The organism is Rhizobium sp. WSM409, assembly GCF_057653825.1.
This window is the reverse complement of record NZ_CM172794.1, coordinates 1,305,869-1,319,957: the sequence shown is the minus strand read 5'-3', so window position 1 is coordinate 1,319,957 and position 14,089 is coordinate 1,305,869. Positions and strand designations below refer to the sequence as shown.

The 14,089-nt window shown below is 60.7% G+C and carries 14 protein-coding genes; 9 read left to right on the top strand and 5 right to left on the bottom strand.

Features of this window, described 5'->3' with window-relative positions:
* Positions 1 to 198: 198 nt before the first annotated feature.
* The 9 genes from AC25BC_RS06650 to rfbA all read left to right on the top strand — a co-directional run bounded on the left by AC25BC_RS06650 (position 199) and on the right by rfbA (position 8,588).
* Positions 199 to 558: a hypothetical protein gene (locus tag AC25BC_RS06650; protein ID WP_012756896.1), complete on the top strand. Its 360-nt coding sequence runs from the start codon at positions 199 to 201 to the stop codon at positions 556 to 558.
* Positions 559 to 773: 215 nt separating this feature from the next.
* A complete protein-coding gene (locus AC25BC_RS06645) occupies positions 774 to 1,277 on the top strand; it encodes a cupin domain-containing protein (protein WP_113545993.1) in 504 nt (167 codons plus the stop codon).
* 10 nt (positions 1,278 to 1,287) lie between these two features.
* Positions 1,288 to 1,803 (top strand): GNAT family N-acetyltransferase, encoded by a 516-nt coding sequence (locus AC25BC_RS06640; protein ID WP_012756894.1) that lies wholly within the window; start codon positions 1,288 to 1,290, stop codon positions 1,801 to 1,803.
* Between the two features lie 316 nt (positions 1,804 to 2,119).
* The gene (locus AC25BC_RS06635; protein ID WP_012756893.1) at positions 2,120 to 2,926 is read left to right on the top strand and encodes a hypothetical protein; all 807 of its coding nucleotides are present in this window, start codon (positions 2,120 to 2,122) and stop codon (positions 2,924 to 2,926) included.
* Between the two features lie 250 nt (positions 2,927 to 3,176).
* Positions 3,177 to 5,153, top strand: coding sequence for a glycosyltransferase family 1 protein (locus AC25BC_RS06630; RefSeq protein WP_128439636.1), 1,977 nt, complete (start codon positions 3,177 to 3,179; stop codon positions 5,151 to 5,153).
* 23 nt (positions 5,154 to 5,176) lie between these two features.
* The gene (gene rfbC / locus AC25BC_RS06625; protein WP_128439635.1) at positions 5,177 to 5,755 is read left to right on the top strand and encodes a dTDP-4-dehydrorhamnose 3,5-epimerase; all 579 of its coding nucleotides are present in this window, start codon (positions 5,177 to 5,179) and stop codon (positions 5,753 to 5,755) included.
* Positions 5,756 to 5,761: 6 nt separating this feature from the next.
* On the top strand, positions 5,762 to 6,817 hold the full coding sequence (rfbB, locus tag AC25BC_RS06620) for a dTDP-glucose 4,6-dehydratase (RefSeq protein WP_128439634.1): 1,056 nt from the start codon (positions 5,762 to 5,764) through the stop codon (positions 6,815 to 6,817).
* Between the two features lie 3 nt (positions 6,818 to 6,820).
* A complete protein-coding gene (gene rfbD / locus AC25BC_RS06615) occupies positions 6,821 to 7,708 on the top strand; it encodes a dTDP-4-dehydrorhamnose reductase (protein ID WP_128439633.1) in 888 nt (295 codons plus the stop codon).
* 10 nt (positions 7,709 to 7,718) lie between these two features.
* A complete protein-coding gene (rfbA, locus tag AC25BC_RS06610; protein WP_128405769.1) occupies positions 7,719 to 8,588 on the top strand; it encodes a glucose-1-phosphate thymidylyltransferase RfbA in 870 nt (289 codons plus the stop codon).
* 121 nt (positions 8,589 to 8,709) lie between these two features.
* Here the strand turns inward: rfbA and AC25BC_RS06605 are convergent, their stop codons facing one another.
* The 5 genes from AC25BC_RS06605 to AC25BC_RS06585 form a co-directional block, all read right to left on the bottom strand.
* The gene (locus AC25BC_RS06605; RefSeq protein ID WP_128405768.1) at positions 8,710 to 9,321 is read right to left on the bottom strand and encodes a riboflavin synthase; all 612 of its coding nucleotides are present in this window, start codon (positions 9,319 to 9,321) and stop codon (positions 8,710 to 8,712) included.
* Positions 9,321 to 10,637 carry a bifunctional diaminohydroxyphosphoribosylaminopyrimidine deaminase/5-amino-6-(5-phosphoribosylamino)uracil reductase RibD gene (gene ribD / locus AC25BC_RS06600; RefSeq protein WP_128439632.1) on the bottom strand — a complete coding sequence of 439 codons (1,317 nt, stop codon included), beginning with the start codon at positions 10,635 to 10,637 and terminating at the stop codon, positions 9,321 to 9,323. Before ribD ends, AC25BC_RS06605 begins: the two co-directional genes overlap by 1 nt.
* Before the next feature lie 3 nt (positions 10,638 to 10,640).
* A complete protein-coding gene (gene nrdR / locus AC25BC_RS06595; RefSeq protein ID WP_003547190.1) occupies positions 10,641 to 11,117 on the bottom strand; it encodes a transcriptional regulator NrdR in 477 nt (158 codons plus the stop codon).
* A gap of 9 nt (positions 11,118 to 11,126) precedes the next feature.
* Complete coding sequence (gene glyA / locus AC25BC_RS06590) at positions 11,127 to 12,425, bottom strand: serine hydroxymethyltransferase (RefSeq protein ID WP_128405766.1); 1,299 nt, start codon at positions 12,423 to 12,425, stop codon at positions 11,127 to 11,129.
* Between the two features lie 216 nt (positions 12,426 to 12,641).
* Positions 12,642 to 13,943, bottom strand: a complete 1,302-nt coding sequence (locus tag AC25BC_RS06585) for a L,D-transpeptidase family protein (protein WP_012756884.1) — start codon at positions 13,941 to 13,943, stop codon at positions 12,642 to 12,644.
* Between the last annotated feature and the right edge of the window lie 146 nt (positions 13,944 to 14,089).

Here is a 14,089-nt window from a genome sequence, read left to right as displayed (position 1 = left end):
GGGCAAGCCTCTCAAATCAGCTTTCCCGGTCGCCCGGAAAGCGGCAATTCGAAGGCAATTTTTATGAACAATTCTTAATGGATTTTCAGTGGCTTAACCCATTGAATCGCGAATGCGAGAACGCCAATTCCATGTCGTGACGCAGACGATCCCCTGCAACGACAGCCGACCGTCTAAGCAGATGAAAGGATACCAATCATGCACCGCGTTCTCACCATCACCCTCGCTGCCGCCCTCTCTTCCCTCGCCTTTGCCGGCGTCAGCCGGGCCGAAAGCCTTGGGATGAACACGGCCCAGGGCATCGAGCAGACACTCAGGACCTTCCACGGCAATGACTTCAATGTCGAGCAGGTCCACAACTGGCGTAACCTCGACGACGAGACGACCGGTCCGCGCTCGGCACCGGAACGTTCTGGTCAGGCCGTTCACGGCATCCAGGCCTCGATCGACGCCAACAGGTCGCTTGCCCACCGGCTCAACAACGAAGGCGTCGACGTCCGCAACATCGTCAACGCCGAGCAGGCAGCTGATGGAAGCTTGACCTTCTACGTCCGCTGACGCTCCAGCGCATACCCCCGAAAATCGGAACGATCTTCGGGGGTATGCGTGGGTTAAAAGGGATCGAGCGTCTGGCGCACCTTGTTCGATGCGTGGCGCTCATAGCATGGGCGGCGGTCTCCTCTCCGCCCATGCTGGGGATATCAGAGATAGGCCCAGATAATCATTGAATTTTCCCGGGATGACGGCTTCTCTTGTTGAAACAGGAGGACGTCATGGCAACGGAACAGAAGGCGGTGATCAATACCGCCGATCTCAAGCTCGACCACTGGAAACAGGGCGAGCTCTATGAAAGCACCGACACCTCTTTCGGCGCGCTACTTGGCCTGGCCGGGCTCGGCGTCAGCTACAACGAGGTACCGCCCGGCAAATCGGGCTGTCCCTTCCACAACCATCACGTCGAAGACGAGCTCTTCTATGTGATCGCGGGCGCCGGCGAATACCGCTTCGGCGACGCGCGCCATGCGATCAAGGCCGGCGACGTGCTCGGCGCGCCGGCAGGCGGACCGGAAACGGCGCACCAGATCATCAACACCGGCACGGCCACACTCGTCTATCTCGGCATCTCGACCATGGCGAAGACCGAGATCGTCGAATATCCAGATTCCGGAAAGTTCCTTGCCAAGACCAATAGAGACGGTACAAAAACCGGGCGCTTCCGCCACATCGGACGGCCGGAAGGCGATCTCGACTATTGGGACGGCGAGCCCGGCGCATGAAGGATCCGATGTGACCGACATTCCGACTCTCGAAACGGCGCGGCTGACGCTTCGCCCTCACCGCCTCGACGATTTCGACGCGCATGCGGCACTATGGGCGGACGAGCATGTCGTGCGCTTCATCACCGGCGTGCCGTCGACACGCGAGCAGAGCTGGAGCCGCATGCTGCGCATTGCCGGCATGTGGCACCATATGGGCTTCGGCTTTCTGGCGATCGTCGAAAAGGAGAGCGGCCGGTTCATCGGCGAAGCGGGCTTCCTCGAAGCCCGGCGCGAGATGGAACCCTCGATCGAGGGGACGATGGAGGTAGGCTGGGCGCTGATGCCTTCGGCGCACGGCTGCGGTTATGCCACCGAGGCGCTGACCGTCCTGATCGGCTGGGCGGAAACGCATTTCCCAGGAAAACCGATGAGCTGCATCATCAGCCCCGAGAACCAGGCCTCGCTGCGGGTCGCAGCCAAGCTCGGCTTCCGCGAGACGGCGCGCACACAGTACAATGGCGAGATCATTCAGTTTTCGCGGTAGGGAATTCCACCAAGCGGGCAACATAGCGCGCGCCATTGCGGGCTTGCTGACATTTGCCGACATCGCCAACAGCAACGGCAAGTTTAAGAAAATGGATATCGACACCCTCAACTTGCGACACCCAACTTCATCCCCGGATGGGTCCGGACTTCGCACCTGCTACGCGCAAGGAACGCACTTTAGAGTCGCTGACAAGAGGCAGAAACGCTTGGAATACTGCCGTCCGCCACCTTGACACAACTAAGCATTGACGGGCGAGCCGCGTGGTAATTGCAGCCGGCAGAAACTCCCCATCCATAAGAGGCTGATCACAAATATGACCATTTTCATTGTTTGCCACAAGGATTTGCCGAGCTACCCTCCTCCCGAGGGCTCGAAAATCATATGGCTCAATTCTAAACCTCCTTTGGACAACAAGGGAATGGATGTCATTGCCGGCTATGATTTTTTCAGCGAGCCGGAGGAGATTCACGCGAAATTGTCAGGATCGCTGGGAACGATCGTAATCGCGAAAGTCGTTTCCGAAGAAGCAGCAAAGCCTCGCAACATTACTATCTGGCAGTATCGTAAATTTTTAACACGACTAAAAATAGGAACACCAAATCCCGAATATCCCGGGATGAATACAGCAACCTCAGAAGAAGTAGGAATCATAAAACCGGAGAATCCGGCGATTTTTACAGAAAGTTTCTTCTTACCTCGGCCATTAAATCTCCATAACATATCTCAACACTATGCACGCTTCCACAATATTGTTGACTTCCTGCGATATACAGCGTTTGCAATCGAAGCAAACACTTTAACGCAAGCCGAAGCTTTGCAATTTTTTAATTCCAGCACTTTCGTTCCTGGAGGCATTGAACTCGGCACGTATCCGACGGACTGGTGGCTGGATACTTTTGTGCGCCTTGTGGCGCCGTCTTTTGAATTTGCGAAACGATATCAACCGTTTCAATCCGAAGACCCCGTGCAGAAACGTGCGATCTCATTTTGCCAGGAGCGTCTGGGAAGCTATCTTCTAATCAAACGGATAGCCGAACTCTATGGCAATAGCTTACCTGGGTCCTTGTTCGGAGAAATAGCGACCGTATCGAATGATGGGGTCTACAAAAGCGGCGTATAAACCGAGGCGGCCCAACGTAAAATCGCAACTCTTTGCGATACTGGCAGCAGAAGCGGCTGAGCCAATGAAGCTGGCTAGAAAAAGCCGACCCCAGATAGTCGAGCTCCCACACTCCCGCCAGGCTGACCAGTGAAAGTTCTGCGAACAGTGTGGCGCAAGCTTCACCTCAAATAGTAGGCACCAAACAGGCTCGAGTTGCCGTTCTGCGGATTTCCCATACAGACGGCAGCCCTTCGCGAAGGACAATACCTTGACGATCAATCAGCCCATTTCTTCTTTGCCGGCCGGTCTTCCTGATCTGGCGCTTCTCACGGAGAAGGCTGCGGGCACTGGATCCGTCATTGTCTATCAGCCTTATCTCGATCCCTCGCAGCGCAGCCAGCTCGATGCGGCTGCCATGCCGCTCGACATCTCGTTCAATACGCAGGCTACGACCCGCGAATATGAACTCTTCCTCACGCTGCATCAGCATCACGAGGCGATCGGCCTCGGCGACGACGTGTTTTGGGGGCTGCTCTCCAGCAAATTCGAGATGAAGTCGGTGACGAGCTTTCCGGCTTTCGTCACCGAGGCGGAAAAGGCCAGGGCGGAAGGTGCGGATGCCTATCTCTACAATCCACTGATCGGCCACGCCGCGATCTACAGCAACGTCTGGGAACATTCGCTGCTTGGCGGCCATCCAGGCATGGACCCGATCTTCCTGCATATCCAGGAGCTCGGCTATCCGATCGCACCGCCGCAAGACAAAACCACCTTCGCGTTCTGCAACTATTTCTGCGGCAACAGGAAGTTCTGGTCCGGATATTTCGCCTTCTGCGAACGTATTCTGGGATCGCTGGAAAATGAAGCGCGCCTCGGCACGCCGGCGGGCACTGCCTATGCCGGTTCGGCGCAGTATTCACGCGACGCCAACGCAACGATGCGCCCCTTCGTGATCGAGCGGCTGCTCGGGCTCTATGTCCAGCAGACTGCTGCCAAAGGATTGAAGATCGCCGCCTTCGTGCCGGCGCCTGCCCATTTCGAGTGGAAGTTCGGCGTCCGCCTCGGCCGGATGCTGCATGGTCTCTTCGCCGCCAAGGAGGCTTTTCTTCTGAGCCGCGACCAGGCCCACTTGACCTCTTGGCAGGAGGGCCGTCAACCATTGATCAAGCAGCCGCACCTTATCTGGGGCGCTGATGATCCGCCCGGCTGGATGCCGCGGGGCCAATTTATCGGCGGCCGCGAATTGATGCGCGCCTATGCCCCTCAGGCGTCAGGCGCTTCCCCGGTACAGCCGCAGCCGGTGCAGACGGAAAGGCCCGCTATATCAGCCGCGCCGAAGATCGAGCAGCCGCTCCGCAACCTGTTGCAGCCCTTTGCCGGCGGATGGCAGGCACACAAGGATCGTCATTGCATCTGGATCGTGACGCCCGACAACTACAATCACAGCCACGCCTTCGACGAAGTCGCGCTTGGCCTACAGGGCGCCTTCGAGGAACTCGGCGGCTCGGCACCGATCACCCGGGACATGAACGCATTCGCCGGCCGTGCGCCGATCATCTATGGCGGCAATCTTCTCCCCGCTGAAATCGTCAGCCATCTGCCGAACGACAGCGTCGTCATCAATCTCGAGCAGGTGTCCGAAGAAAGCATCTGGATCAATTCGCGCTACACCTCGATCCTGAAGTCGCTTCCGGTTCTCGACTACAGCCCGCGCAACCGGGAGAATCTCGCCGCCAAAGGCATTGATCACGCCGGCGTGCTCGAGATCGGCTATAGCGGCTGCCTCAGCCAGATACAGCACGCCGCCGTCAAAGATATCGACGTGCTCTTCTACGGCTCGATGAACGAACGCCGCCACCATATCCTGAAGACGCTGAAGGACGGCGGGCTCGAGGTCGCGCACCTCTTCAACATCTACGGCGCGGAACGCGATGCGGCGATTGCCCGCGCCAAGATCGTGATCAACATCCATCATTATGCGAGCGGCGTCTTCGAGATCGTGCGCATTTCCTATCTGCTCGCCAATCGCGTTTGCGTGCTGACGGAAGGCGACATCCGCGATCCGGACCTTCAGCCCTTCATCGGCGGCTTGGCAATTGAGCCCTATGACGACATGATCGAGCGCTGCTACAAGCTGATCGCAGATGCCGACGAGCGCGATGCCATTGCCGCGGCAGGCCTTGCGGCCATGCGAAGCCGCTCGCAGGCGGACATGCTGATGAGCGTCATGAGGGCGGGCGCTTGATAAAGGCCGCAAAAAGGTAAGTCATGCGTATTGAGACCACGGCCATCGAGGGCATCATTGCGATCACGCCGCCGCGCTTCGGCGATCACCGCGGCTACTTCTCCGAAGTATTCAAGGATGCGTGGTTCCGGGAAAATGTGGCCGACGTCACGTTCATCCAGGACAATGAATCGCTTTCGGCGCAGACCGGCACCGTCCGGGGGCTGCATTTCCAGATACCGCCCTTCGCACAGGGCAAGCTGGTGCGCTGTCTTGCCGGGCGGATCATGGATATCGTCGTCGATATCCGCGAGGGATCGCCGAGCTTCGGTAAATGGCTCTCTCAGGAGCTCTCGCCGGAAAGTGGCATGCAGCTCTGGGTACCGGCCGGTTTCGCACACGGATTCGCAACGCTCGAGCCGAACAGCGTCATCAGCTACAAGGTAACCGCACCCTACAGCCCGCAGCACGATCGGGGCATCGCGTGGAACGATCCGGCGATCGGTATCCGCTGGCCCTTCTATGAGAGAGACATGGTATTGTCCGACAAGGACAAGACGCTGCCGCGGCTCGCCGACCTGCCAGGCCATTTTTCCTGTTCAGCACAGCAACCCAGGGATTGATCGACGATGCGCATACTGGTCACGGGCGGAGCGGGCTTCATCGGATCGGCATTGGTGCGCCATCTCGTCAGCGAGATCGGCGCCGAGGTGCTGAATGTCGACACGCTGACCTATGCCGGCAATCTGGCATCGCTGAAATCCGTCGAATCGGCGCCGAACTATCAATTCCTGCGCGCCGACATCTGCGACCGCGTCGGGATGCAGGAAGCATTCGCGTCTTTTCGCCCTGATATCGTCATGCATCTCGCGGCAGAGAGCCACGTCGACCGCTCGATCTCGGGTGCAGCCGATTTCATTCAGACCAACATCGTCGGCACATTCAGCCTGCTGGATGCCGCACGGCATTATTGGGATGGGCTTGACGCTCGCCGCAAGAGTGCCTTCCGCTTTCTGCATGTCTCGACGGACGAGGTCTACGGCTCGCTCGGCGACGAGGGCCTCTTCGAGGAGACGACGCCTTACGACCCGTCCTCGCCCTACTCCGCCTCCAAGGCCGCCAGCGACCATCTGGCGATCGCCTGGCACCGCACCTACGGCCTGCCCGTCGTTGTCTCGAATTGCTCCAACAACTACGGCCCGTTCCATTTCCCCGAAAAGCTCATTCCGCTAATGATCCTGAACGCACTGGAGGGCAAGCCTCTTCCCGTTTACGGCAATGGCGCGAATGTCCGCGACTGGCTCTATGTCGAAGACCACGCCCGCGCGCTCTTCACGATCGCATCCAGTGGGCGCCCCGGCGAAAAATACAATGTGGGCGGCCGCAATGAGCGCAGGAACATCGATGTCGTTCATCGCATCTGCGTTATTCTCGACGGCGTCTACAGTGACAAGGGACCGCATGCACGTCTGATCACCAATGTCACGGACCGCCCCGGACACGACGCACGCTATGCGATCGACGCCTCCAAACTCGAAAGCGAACTCGGCTGGAAGGCGCAAGAGACCTTCGAAACCGGCATCGAGAAGACCGTGCACTGGTACTTGGAAAACGAATGGTGGTGGAGGCCGCTGCGCGAAAACGTCTACTCCGGCGAACGCCTCGGCGTTTTCAAGGGACGATAAGCGATGCGCATTGCCGTCACCGGCAAACAGGGCCAGGTCGTTCAGTCGCTGCTCAGACGGGGCGCTGAAATGGGCGTCGAAATCAGCGCGGTCGGGCGCCCGGAAATGGACCTCGCGGATCCTGCAAGCATCGCAGCCGCCTTCTCGGCTCTGCGGCCGGATGTGATCGTCTCGGCGGCTGCCTATACGGCGGTCGACAAGGCCGAGAGCGAACCCGAGCTTGCTTTTTCCGTCAACGCAGCAGGCGCCGGGGCGGTTGCCGAGGCTGCTGCGCGGATCGGGGCCCCGGTCATCCACATTTCGACCGACTACGTCTTCAGCGGCGACAAGGCCTCCGCCTATTCCGAAGAGGATGCGACGGCGCCGATCTCCGTCTATGGGCGTTCGAAGCTCGCGGGCGAGAAGGCCGTCGCGGCGGCGAACCCGAACCACGTCATCTTGCGTACCGCCTGGGTCTATTCGCCCTTTGGCGCCAACTTCCTGAAAACGATGCTGCGGCTTTCCGAGACGCGCGATCATCTTCGCGTCGTCGCCGATCAGACAGGATGCCCGACCTCGGCACTCGACATCGCCGACGCGATTCTTGCGATCGCATCCCGTATCGTAGCGGACCCTGCGCCATCGCTGCGCGGCACCTTTCACCTGACCGGCAGCGGCGAGGCAAGCTGGGCGGACTTCGCCGAAGAGATATTCACGGAGCTTTCTAAATCCGGCGGCAGAAACGTCGGCGTCGAGCGCATCCCGACGGCGGACTATCCGACACCGGCGAAGCGGCCCGCCAATTCACGTCTCAACGGCGACAAGCTCGCCAGAACCTATGGAATCCGGCTGCCGGAGTGGAAGCAGTCCATGACTTTTGTCATGCAAGACCTTTTGAATAAGGGTCTTTAAGGAGATGGGCATGAAGGGAATTATTCTCGCCGGCGGCACAGGCACGCGTCTGCATCCGATCACGCAGGCCGTTTCGAAACAGTTGATGCCGGTCTACGACAAGCCGATGATCTACTATCCGCTAACGACGCTCATGCTCGCCGGCATCAGGGAGTTGCTGATCATCACCACGCCTCACGACGTCGAAGCCTTCAAGCGCCTTCTTGGTGACGGCTCGCAATGGGGAATCTCGCTGACCTATGCCGTACAGCCGAGCCCGGACGGCCTCGCCCAGGCTTTCATCATCGGCGCCGACTTCGTGCACGGCGACAGCTCGGCACTCGTTCTCGGCGACAACATCTTCTACGGGCACGGACTGCCGGAAATCATGAAATCCGGCACGGGTCGGCGGGAAGGCGCAACGGTGTTCGCCTATCACGTCACCGATCCGGAACGCTATGGCGTTGTCGGCTTTGACAAAAAGATGAATGCCCTGTCGATCGAGGAGAAGCCGAAGAAGCCAAAATCGAACTGGGCGGTGACCGGCCTCTATTTCTACGACCAGCAGGTGGTCGATATCGCCGCCAACCTGAAGCCGTCACCGCGCGGCGAATTGGAAATCACCGATGTCAACCGCACCTATCTCGAGCGCGGCCAGCTTTTCGTGGAGCTGATGGGCCGGGGCTATGCCTGGCTCGACACCGGCACGCCGGACAGCCTGCTCGATGCCGCAGGTTTCGTCAGCACGCTGGAGAAACGCCAGGGCTTCAAGATCGCCTGCCCTGAAGAAGTCGCCTGGCGCATGGGTTACATCTCGCAGAACGACCTCGCCAAGCTCGCAGAGAAGCTCGGCAAGAGCGCCTACGGCCAGTATCTGACGAAGCTGTCCCCGGATTGGTGAGCTATCGGGCCGACGCCGCGTCGCAGACGCGCAGTTGGATGCGTCGACGAGCGCCTGATGATGTTTCGCGCCCAGCATGCCAGTCGTGGTGTGACCCTGAAAACCGTCACAGGTTTTTGATTCAGGTGCTCGGGAATTCGGCCAGCCTGGCGGCATAACGCGCCATGGTGTCGACTTCGAAATTGACGAAATCGCCAGCCTTGCGATCACCCCAGGTGGTGACCTCGAGCGTGTGGCGGATGAGCAGCACATCGAAATCCGTGCCGTCGACGGCATTGACCGTCAACGAAGTACCGTCGAGTGCAATCGAACCCTTGGGGGCGATGAATTTCGCCAGATGTTCGGGCGCGCGCAGACGGTAGCGGGTGGCGTCGCCCTCTGATGTCACCGAGAGGATTTCCGCCTTGCCGTCGACGTGGCCGGAAACGATGTGACCGCCGAGTTCATCGCCGATCTTCAGCGACCGCTCGAGATTGATACGGCTGCCTTCCTGCCAGGTGGCGATGGTCGTCAGCCGCAGCGCCTCTTCCCAGGCCTCGACCTCGAACCAGCGGCCGTTGCTGCCTTCCTGCGGCAGGCCGGTGACGGTGAGGCAGATGCCGGAGTGCGAGATGGATGCGCCCATATCGATGGTCGCCGGGTCGTAACTCGTCGCAACGCGGAGCTTGATGCCCTCCTTCAGCGGTGAAACGGATTCGATCGTACCGATATCGGTGACTATTCCGGTGAACATCAAAGCCCTCTTTCGTATTCGTCCAGGCGATCGCCGCCGAACATCAGCGTGCCCGTATGGGCAAAACCCGATGGTATGTCGGTAGCATCAAGCGGGGATTCAATACCGCGCTCGCCGATCACAACAGGCGCTTGATAAAGCTGGATGCGGTCCACAAGGCCAGCCTCGAGGAAAAGCCGCGCCGTCTTTGCACCGCCCTCGACCAGAAGCGAGGAAATACCGCGCGTCGCGAGTGCCGGCAACAGGACTTCCGGATGATAGGGATTGCAATGGACGACTTCGACGCCTGCGGCTTCGAGGGCTGCGCGGCGGGAGTCCATGTCTGTGGGATCTGTGGGTGGGTTACCCCCCTCTGCCCTGCCGGGCATCTCCCCCACAGGTGGGGAGATTGGCTGGGGGCTAGCCTCTTGCCCCACATCTTGCCTGGAGGCGAAACCATCATCATCGGAAGCTGGAGAACACGGAGCAGGCTCCTTGCCGATCTCCCCCCTTGTGGGGGAGATGTCCGGCAGGACAGAGGGGGGTAGCCCCTCCGCATCCGCCGACAACGGCCACACTTCCTCGCTCGCCACCACGATGACCGGCACTTCCCGCGCCGTCGCGACGAGCTTGCTGGTCAGCGGCAATGCCAGGGAAGGATCGAGGACGATGCGGATCGGCGATTGCGATTCAAGACCTGGCGAACGCACCGTCAGCAGCGGATCATCCGCAATCGCGGTACCGATGCCGACCAGGATGGCATCGGTTTCGGCGCGCAGCGCCTGCACCTGGGCACGGGCTTCCGGGCCTGTTATCGCCACCTGCCCCTCCCCTTCGCGGCCGATCATGCCATCGGCGGAAACGGCAAGTTTGAGAGTCACATAGGGCCGGTTCTTCGTCTGGCGGGTGAGATAGGCGGCAAGCGAGTGCCTGCCTTCAGCCTCCAGCACGCCGGTATCCACCTCTATGCCGGCTTCGCGCAGCATGGCGATGCCGCGGCCGGAGACCCGCGGATCGGGATCGGTGACGCTGATGACGACGCGGGCAACGCCATAAGCGATCAGCGCCTCGGAACAGGGCGGCGTCCTGCCGTGATGCGAGCAGGGTTCGAGCGTCACATAAGCGGTGGCGCCGCGGGCGAGCGCGCCGGCCTCAGCGAGCGCTTGCGTCTCGGCATGCGGGCGGCCACTGAGCGCCGTCACCGCACGGCCGATGATGACGCCATCCTTGACGATCAGGCAGCCGACGGAGGGGTTGGTGGCGGTGCGGCCGAGATGCCAGCGCGACAGGCGGATCGCCGCCGCCATGAAACGTTCGTCATGCGGCGTGATGCTCATGGCTCACCTGTCCAGCGGGTCGCGGGCGATCTTGGCGTTGATTTCGGAAATGACCTTCTCGAAATCCTCGGCAAGCGAGAAATCCCGATAGACCGAGGCGTAGCGCACGAAGCCGACATCATCGAGGCTCTTCATGGCTTCCAGCACCTGCAGGCCGATCTGCTCGGAGGAGATCTCGGTCTCGCCGGAGCTTTCAAGACGCCGGACGATGCCGGAGACGGCGCGCTCGATGCGGTCCCGCTCGACCGGGCGTTTGCGCAGCGCCACTTCGAAGGAGCGCACCAGCTTGTCGCGGTCGAAGGGCACCTTGCGGCCGGTCTTCTTGATGACCATCAGCTCGCGCAGTTGCACGCGCTCGAACGTGGTGAAGCGGCCGCCGCAATCGGGACAGATACGCCGCCGGCGGATGGACGTGTTGTCCTCCGCCGGGCGCGAATCCTTGACCTGGGTATCTTCCGAACCGCAATAGGGGCAGCGCATCCCTGCTCCTTATCCCAAGTAATCATACATGGGGAAGCGGTCGGTGAGGCTGACCACCTTGCCGCGCACCGCGGCTTCGACGGCGGCGTTGCCTTCATCGGAATTCGCGACCTTCAGGCCGTCGAGGACCTCGACGATGAGATTGCCGATCTCGCGGAATTCGGCTTCCTTGAAGCCGCGGGTCGTGCCGGCCGGCGCGCCGAGACGCACACCCGAGGTGACGAAGGGCTTTTCCGGATCGAAGGGAATGCCATTCTTGTTGCAGGTGACGTAGGCGCGGCCAAGGGCTGCCTCGGCGCGCTTGCCGGTGGCATTCTTCTTGCGCAGGTCGACCAGCATCAGGTGGTTGTCGGTGCCGCCGGAGACGACGTCGAGGCCGCCTGCCATCAGCGTCTCGGCAAGCGCCTTGGCATTCTTGACGACCTGGGCGGCATAATCCTTGAATTCCGGCTGCAGCGCCTCGCCGAAGGCCACAGCCTTGGCGGCGATGATGTGCATCAGCGGGCCGCCCTGCAGACCGGGGAAAACGGCCGAATTGAACTTCTTCGCCAGATCCTCGTCATTGGTGAGGATGACGCCGCCGCGCGGACCGCGCAACGACTTATGGGTCGTCGTCGTCGCGACATGGCAATGCGGGAATGGCGACGGATGAACGCCACCGGCGACAAGACCGGCGATGTGGGCCATGTCGACCATCAGATAGGCGCCGACCGAGTCGGCGATCTCGCGGAAGCGCTTCCAGTCCCAAATGCGGGAATAGGCAGTGCCGCCGGCGATGATGAGCTTCGGCTTGGTTTCCTCGGCCTTGCGGGCGACTTCATCCATGTCGAGCAGGTTGTCGCCTTCGCGCACGCCGTAGGAGACGACGTTGAACCACTTGCCGGACATGTTGACCGGCGAACCGTGCGTGAGGTGGCCGCCCGAATTCAGGTCGAGCCCCATGAAGGTGTCGCCGGGCTGCAGCAGCGCCAGGAATACGGCCTGGTTCATCTGCGAACCGGAATTCGGCTGGACGTTGGCGAAATTGACGCCGAACAGCTTCTTGGCGCGCTCGATCGCCAGTTCCTCGGCGATATCGACGAACTGGCAGCCGCCGTAATAACGCTTGCCGGGATAACCCTCGGCATATTTGTTGGTCATGATGGAGCCCTGGGCTTCCAGCACGGCGCGGGAGACGATGTTCTCAGAAGCGATCAGTTCGATCTCGTGCCGTTGGCGACCGAGTTCCTTTCCGATCGCGCCGAAAATGTCCGGATCGACGTCCGCAAGCGAGCGATTGAAGAAGGATTCGGTGGAAGCATTGGTCATGGGCGGGCTCCTCAACTGGAATGCGCTGAGGTATTAGCCTTCCGCCGTGGCGAGGGCAATACGAAGAACGACATTTGCTGAGCAAAGCGCGCGCTTACGCTCTTTTGCGGTCGTACGACACCGAAGCCTGACGCCGTAGCAGGCAGCGCCTTTGCGCACATAAGAAAAACCGCGCCGGAAAGCGCGGTTTTCAAATTGCGATGCAGAGATCGCCGCTTACTGGACCGGCTGTTCCATTCCCGCCGTGGTGTCGAGCGCCAGCTCGGCATTGCCGTCCATCTGATAGATGTCGTCGCGGAACTGGACGATGCCGTCGGGCATGCCCCAGGCAGAGATGTAGACGAAATAGACCGGAACTTCCGTGGCGAGCTTGACCGGCGTGTTGACGCCGGTTGCGATCACCTGCTCCATCTGCTGGCGGTTCCAGCCGGGGGTCTCGCGCAAGAGCCAGTTCGACAAGTCGCGCACGTTCTGGACGCGGACGCAGCCCGACGACTCAAAGCGCATCAGCTTGTTGAACAGGCCCTGCTGCGGCGTGTCGTGCATGTACTCGCCGTTTTTGTTGTAGAAGTTGATCTTCGTCGACGCCATGGCGTTGGTCTTGCCGGGGTCCTGACGGAACATCAGGTTCGGCGCCTCGCCGTTCCAGTCGATGGTCTCGGGGGCGACTTCATTGCCCTTGCCGTCGAGCAGACGAATGGCATTCTTTTCGAGATAGGTCGGATCCTTGCGCATCAGCGGCATGATGTCCTTCTCGACGATCGAGCGCGGTGCCGTCCAGTAAGGATTGAGGATGACTTCGTAAATCTTCGAATTGACGAGATGCGTCGGGCGGCTCAAGCGGCCGACAACCGCTGTGTGGCGCGTCGCGACACTGCCGTCTTCAACAGCCTCCACATAGGCTGCCGGGATGTTGACCATCAGGTGGCGGCGGCCCAAGTCTTCAGGGAAGGTCTGCAAACGGACGACATTGGTGTTCAGTTGCTGCAGGCGGACATCGGCGGGGATGTTCATTGCCTTCAGCGTGAATTCGCCGAGAACGCCATCGGCCGGCAGGCCGTGACGCGCCTGGAAGCGCTTGACGGCGCCGTCGACATAGGAATCGAAGGCGTTGGACAGGCCGGCCTCGCGCGGCAGATCGCCGGTGATCGCAAGGCGCTGGCGCAGCGCCTGGACGGCTGGAGAGCTGACGCCGAGCTGCAGGCGCTGGTCACCGGGGTTGACCTCAGGCCAGCCACCGGCTGCGGCGATCTGCTGATACTGCATGATCGCCTGCTGGGCGCTCGCGACCGATTGGGGCCCAAGGATCGGCGTGTTGGAAACCATGGCGGTCGCCGTGCGCGACGCCGCCTTGGCGTCGAACTGGTCGTCCCAGTTGCCGCGGCGCGGCGCATTGATCAGCGTATCGAGCGCCGATTGCGCGAATGCCGGCGCGGCAAGCGCGCTGGCGCCAACCGTTGCCGCGGACGCAAGGAAGGCGCGGCGCGAAAGAGCTTCAATTCCGTTTTTCTTTGACATAGTCCCAACCACTGAATGCCGCTATAAAGAAAACCTGCGGCCTTTTGCGATATCACTGCGCTTTAACGCAGATCCCAGTCCATTCGTTGTCCCGGCACACCGAAAGATTCCGCTTGCCCCATCACAAGATTGCGATGCGGCAGCCT

Excerpts from the sequence above, each read along its gene's own strand:
- nrdR (WP_003547190.1), bottom strand. The coding sequence starts at position 11,117 with ATGCGCTGCCCCTATTGCGGTTCGGAAGATACCCAGGTCAAGGATTCG.
- rfbD (WP_128439633.1), top strand. The coding sequence starts at position 6,821 with ATGCGCATTGCCGTCACCGGCAAACAGGGCCAGGTCGTTCAGTCGCTG.
- ribD (WP_128439632.1), bottom strand. The coding sequence starts at position 10,637 with ATGAGCATCACGCCGCATGACGAACGTTTCATGGCGGCGGCGATCCGC.
- AC25BC_RS06635 (WP_012756893.1), top strand. The coding sequence starts at position 2,120 with ATGACCATTTTCATTGTTTGCCACAAGGATTTGCCGAGCTACCCTCCT.
- AC25BC_RS06650 (WP_012756896.1), top strand. The coding sequence starts at position 199 with ATGCACCGCGTTCTCACCATCACCCTCGCTGCCGCCCTCTCTTCCCTC.
- rfbA (WP_128405769.1), top strand. The coding sequence starts at position 7,719 with ATGAAGGGAATTATTCTCGCCGGCGGCACAGGCACGCGTCTGCATCCG.
- AC25BC_RS06645 (WP_113545993.1), top strand. The coding sequence starts at position 774 with ATGGCAACGGAACAGAAGGCGGTGATCAATACCGCCGATCTCAAGCTC.
- rfbC (WP_128439635.1), top strand. The coding sequence starts at position 5,177 with ATGCGTATTGAGACCACGGCCATCGAGGGCATCATTGCGATCACGCCG.
- rfbB (WP_128439634.1), top strand. The coding sequence starts at position 5,762 with ATGCGCATACTGGTCACGGGCGGAGCGGGCTTCATCGGATCGGCATTG.
- AC25BC_RS06585 (WP_012756884.1), bottom strand. The coding sequence starts at position 13,943 with ATGTCAAAGAAAAACGGAATTGAAGCTCTTTCGCGCCGCGCCTTCCTT.
- glyA (WP_128405766.1), bottom strand. The coding sequence starts at position 12,425 with ATGACCAATGCTTCCACCGAATCCTTCTTCAATCGCTCGCTTGCGGAC.
- AC25BC_RS06605 (WP_128405768.1), bottom strand. The coding sequence starts at position 9,321 with ATGTTCACCGGAATAGTCACCGATATCGGTACGATCGAATCCGTTTCA.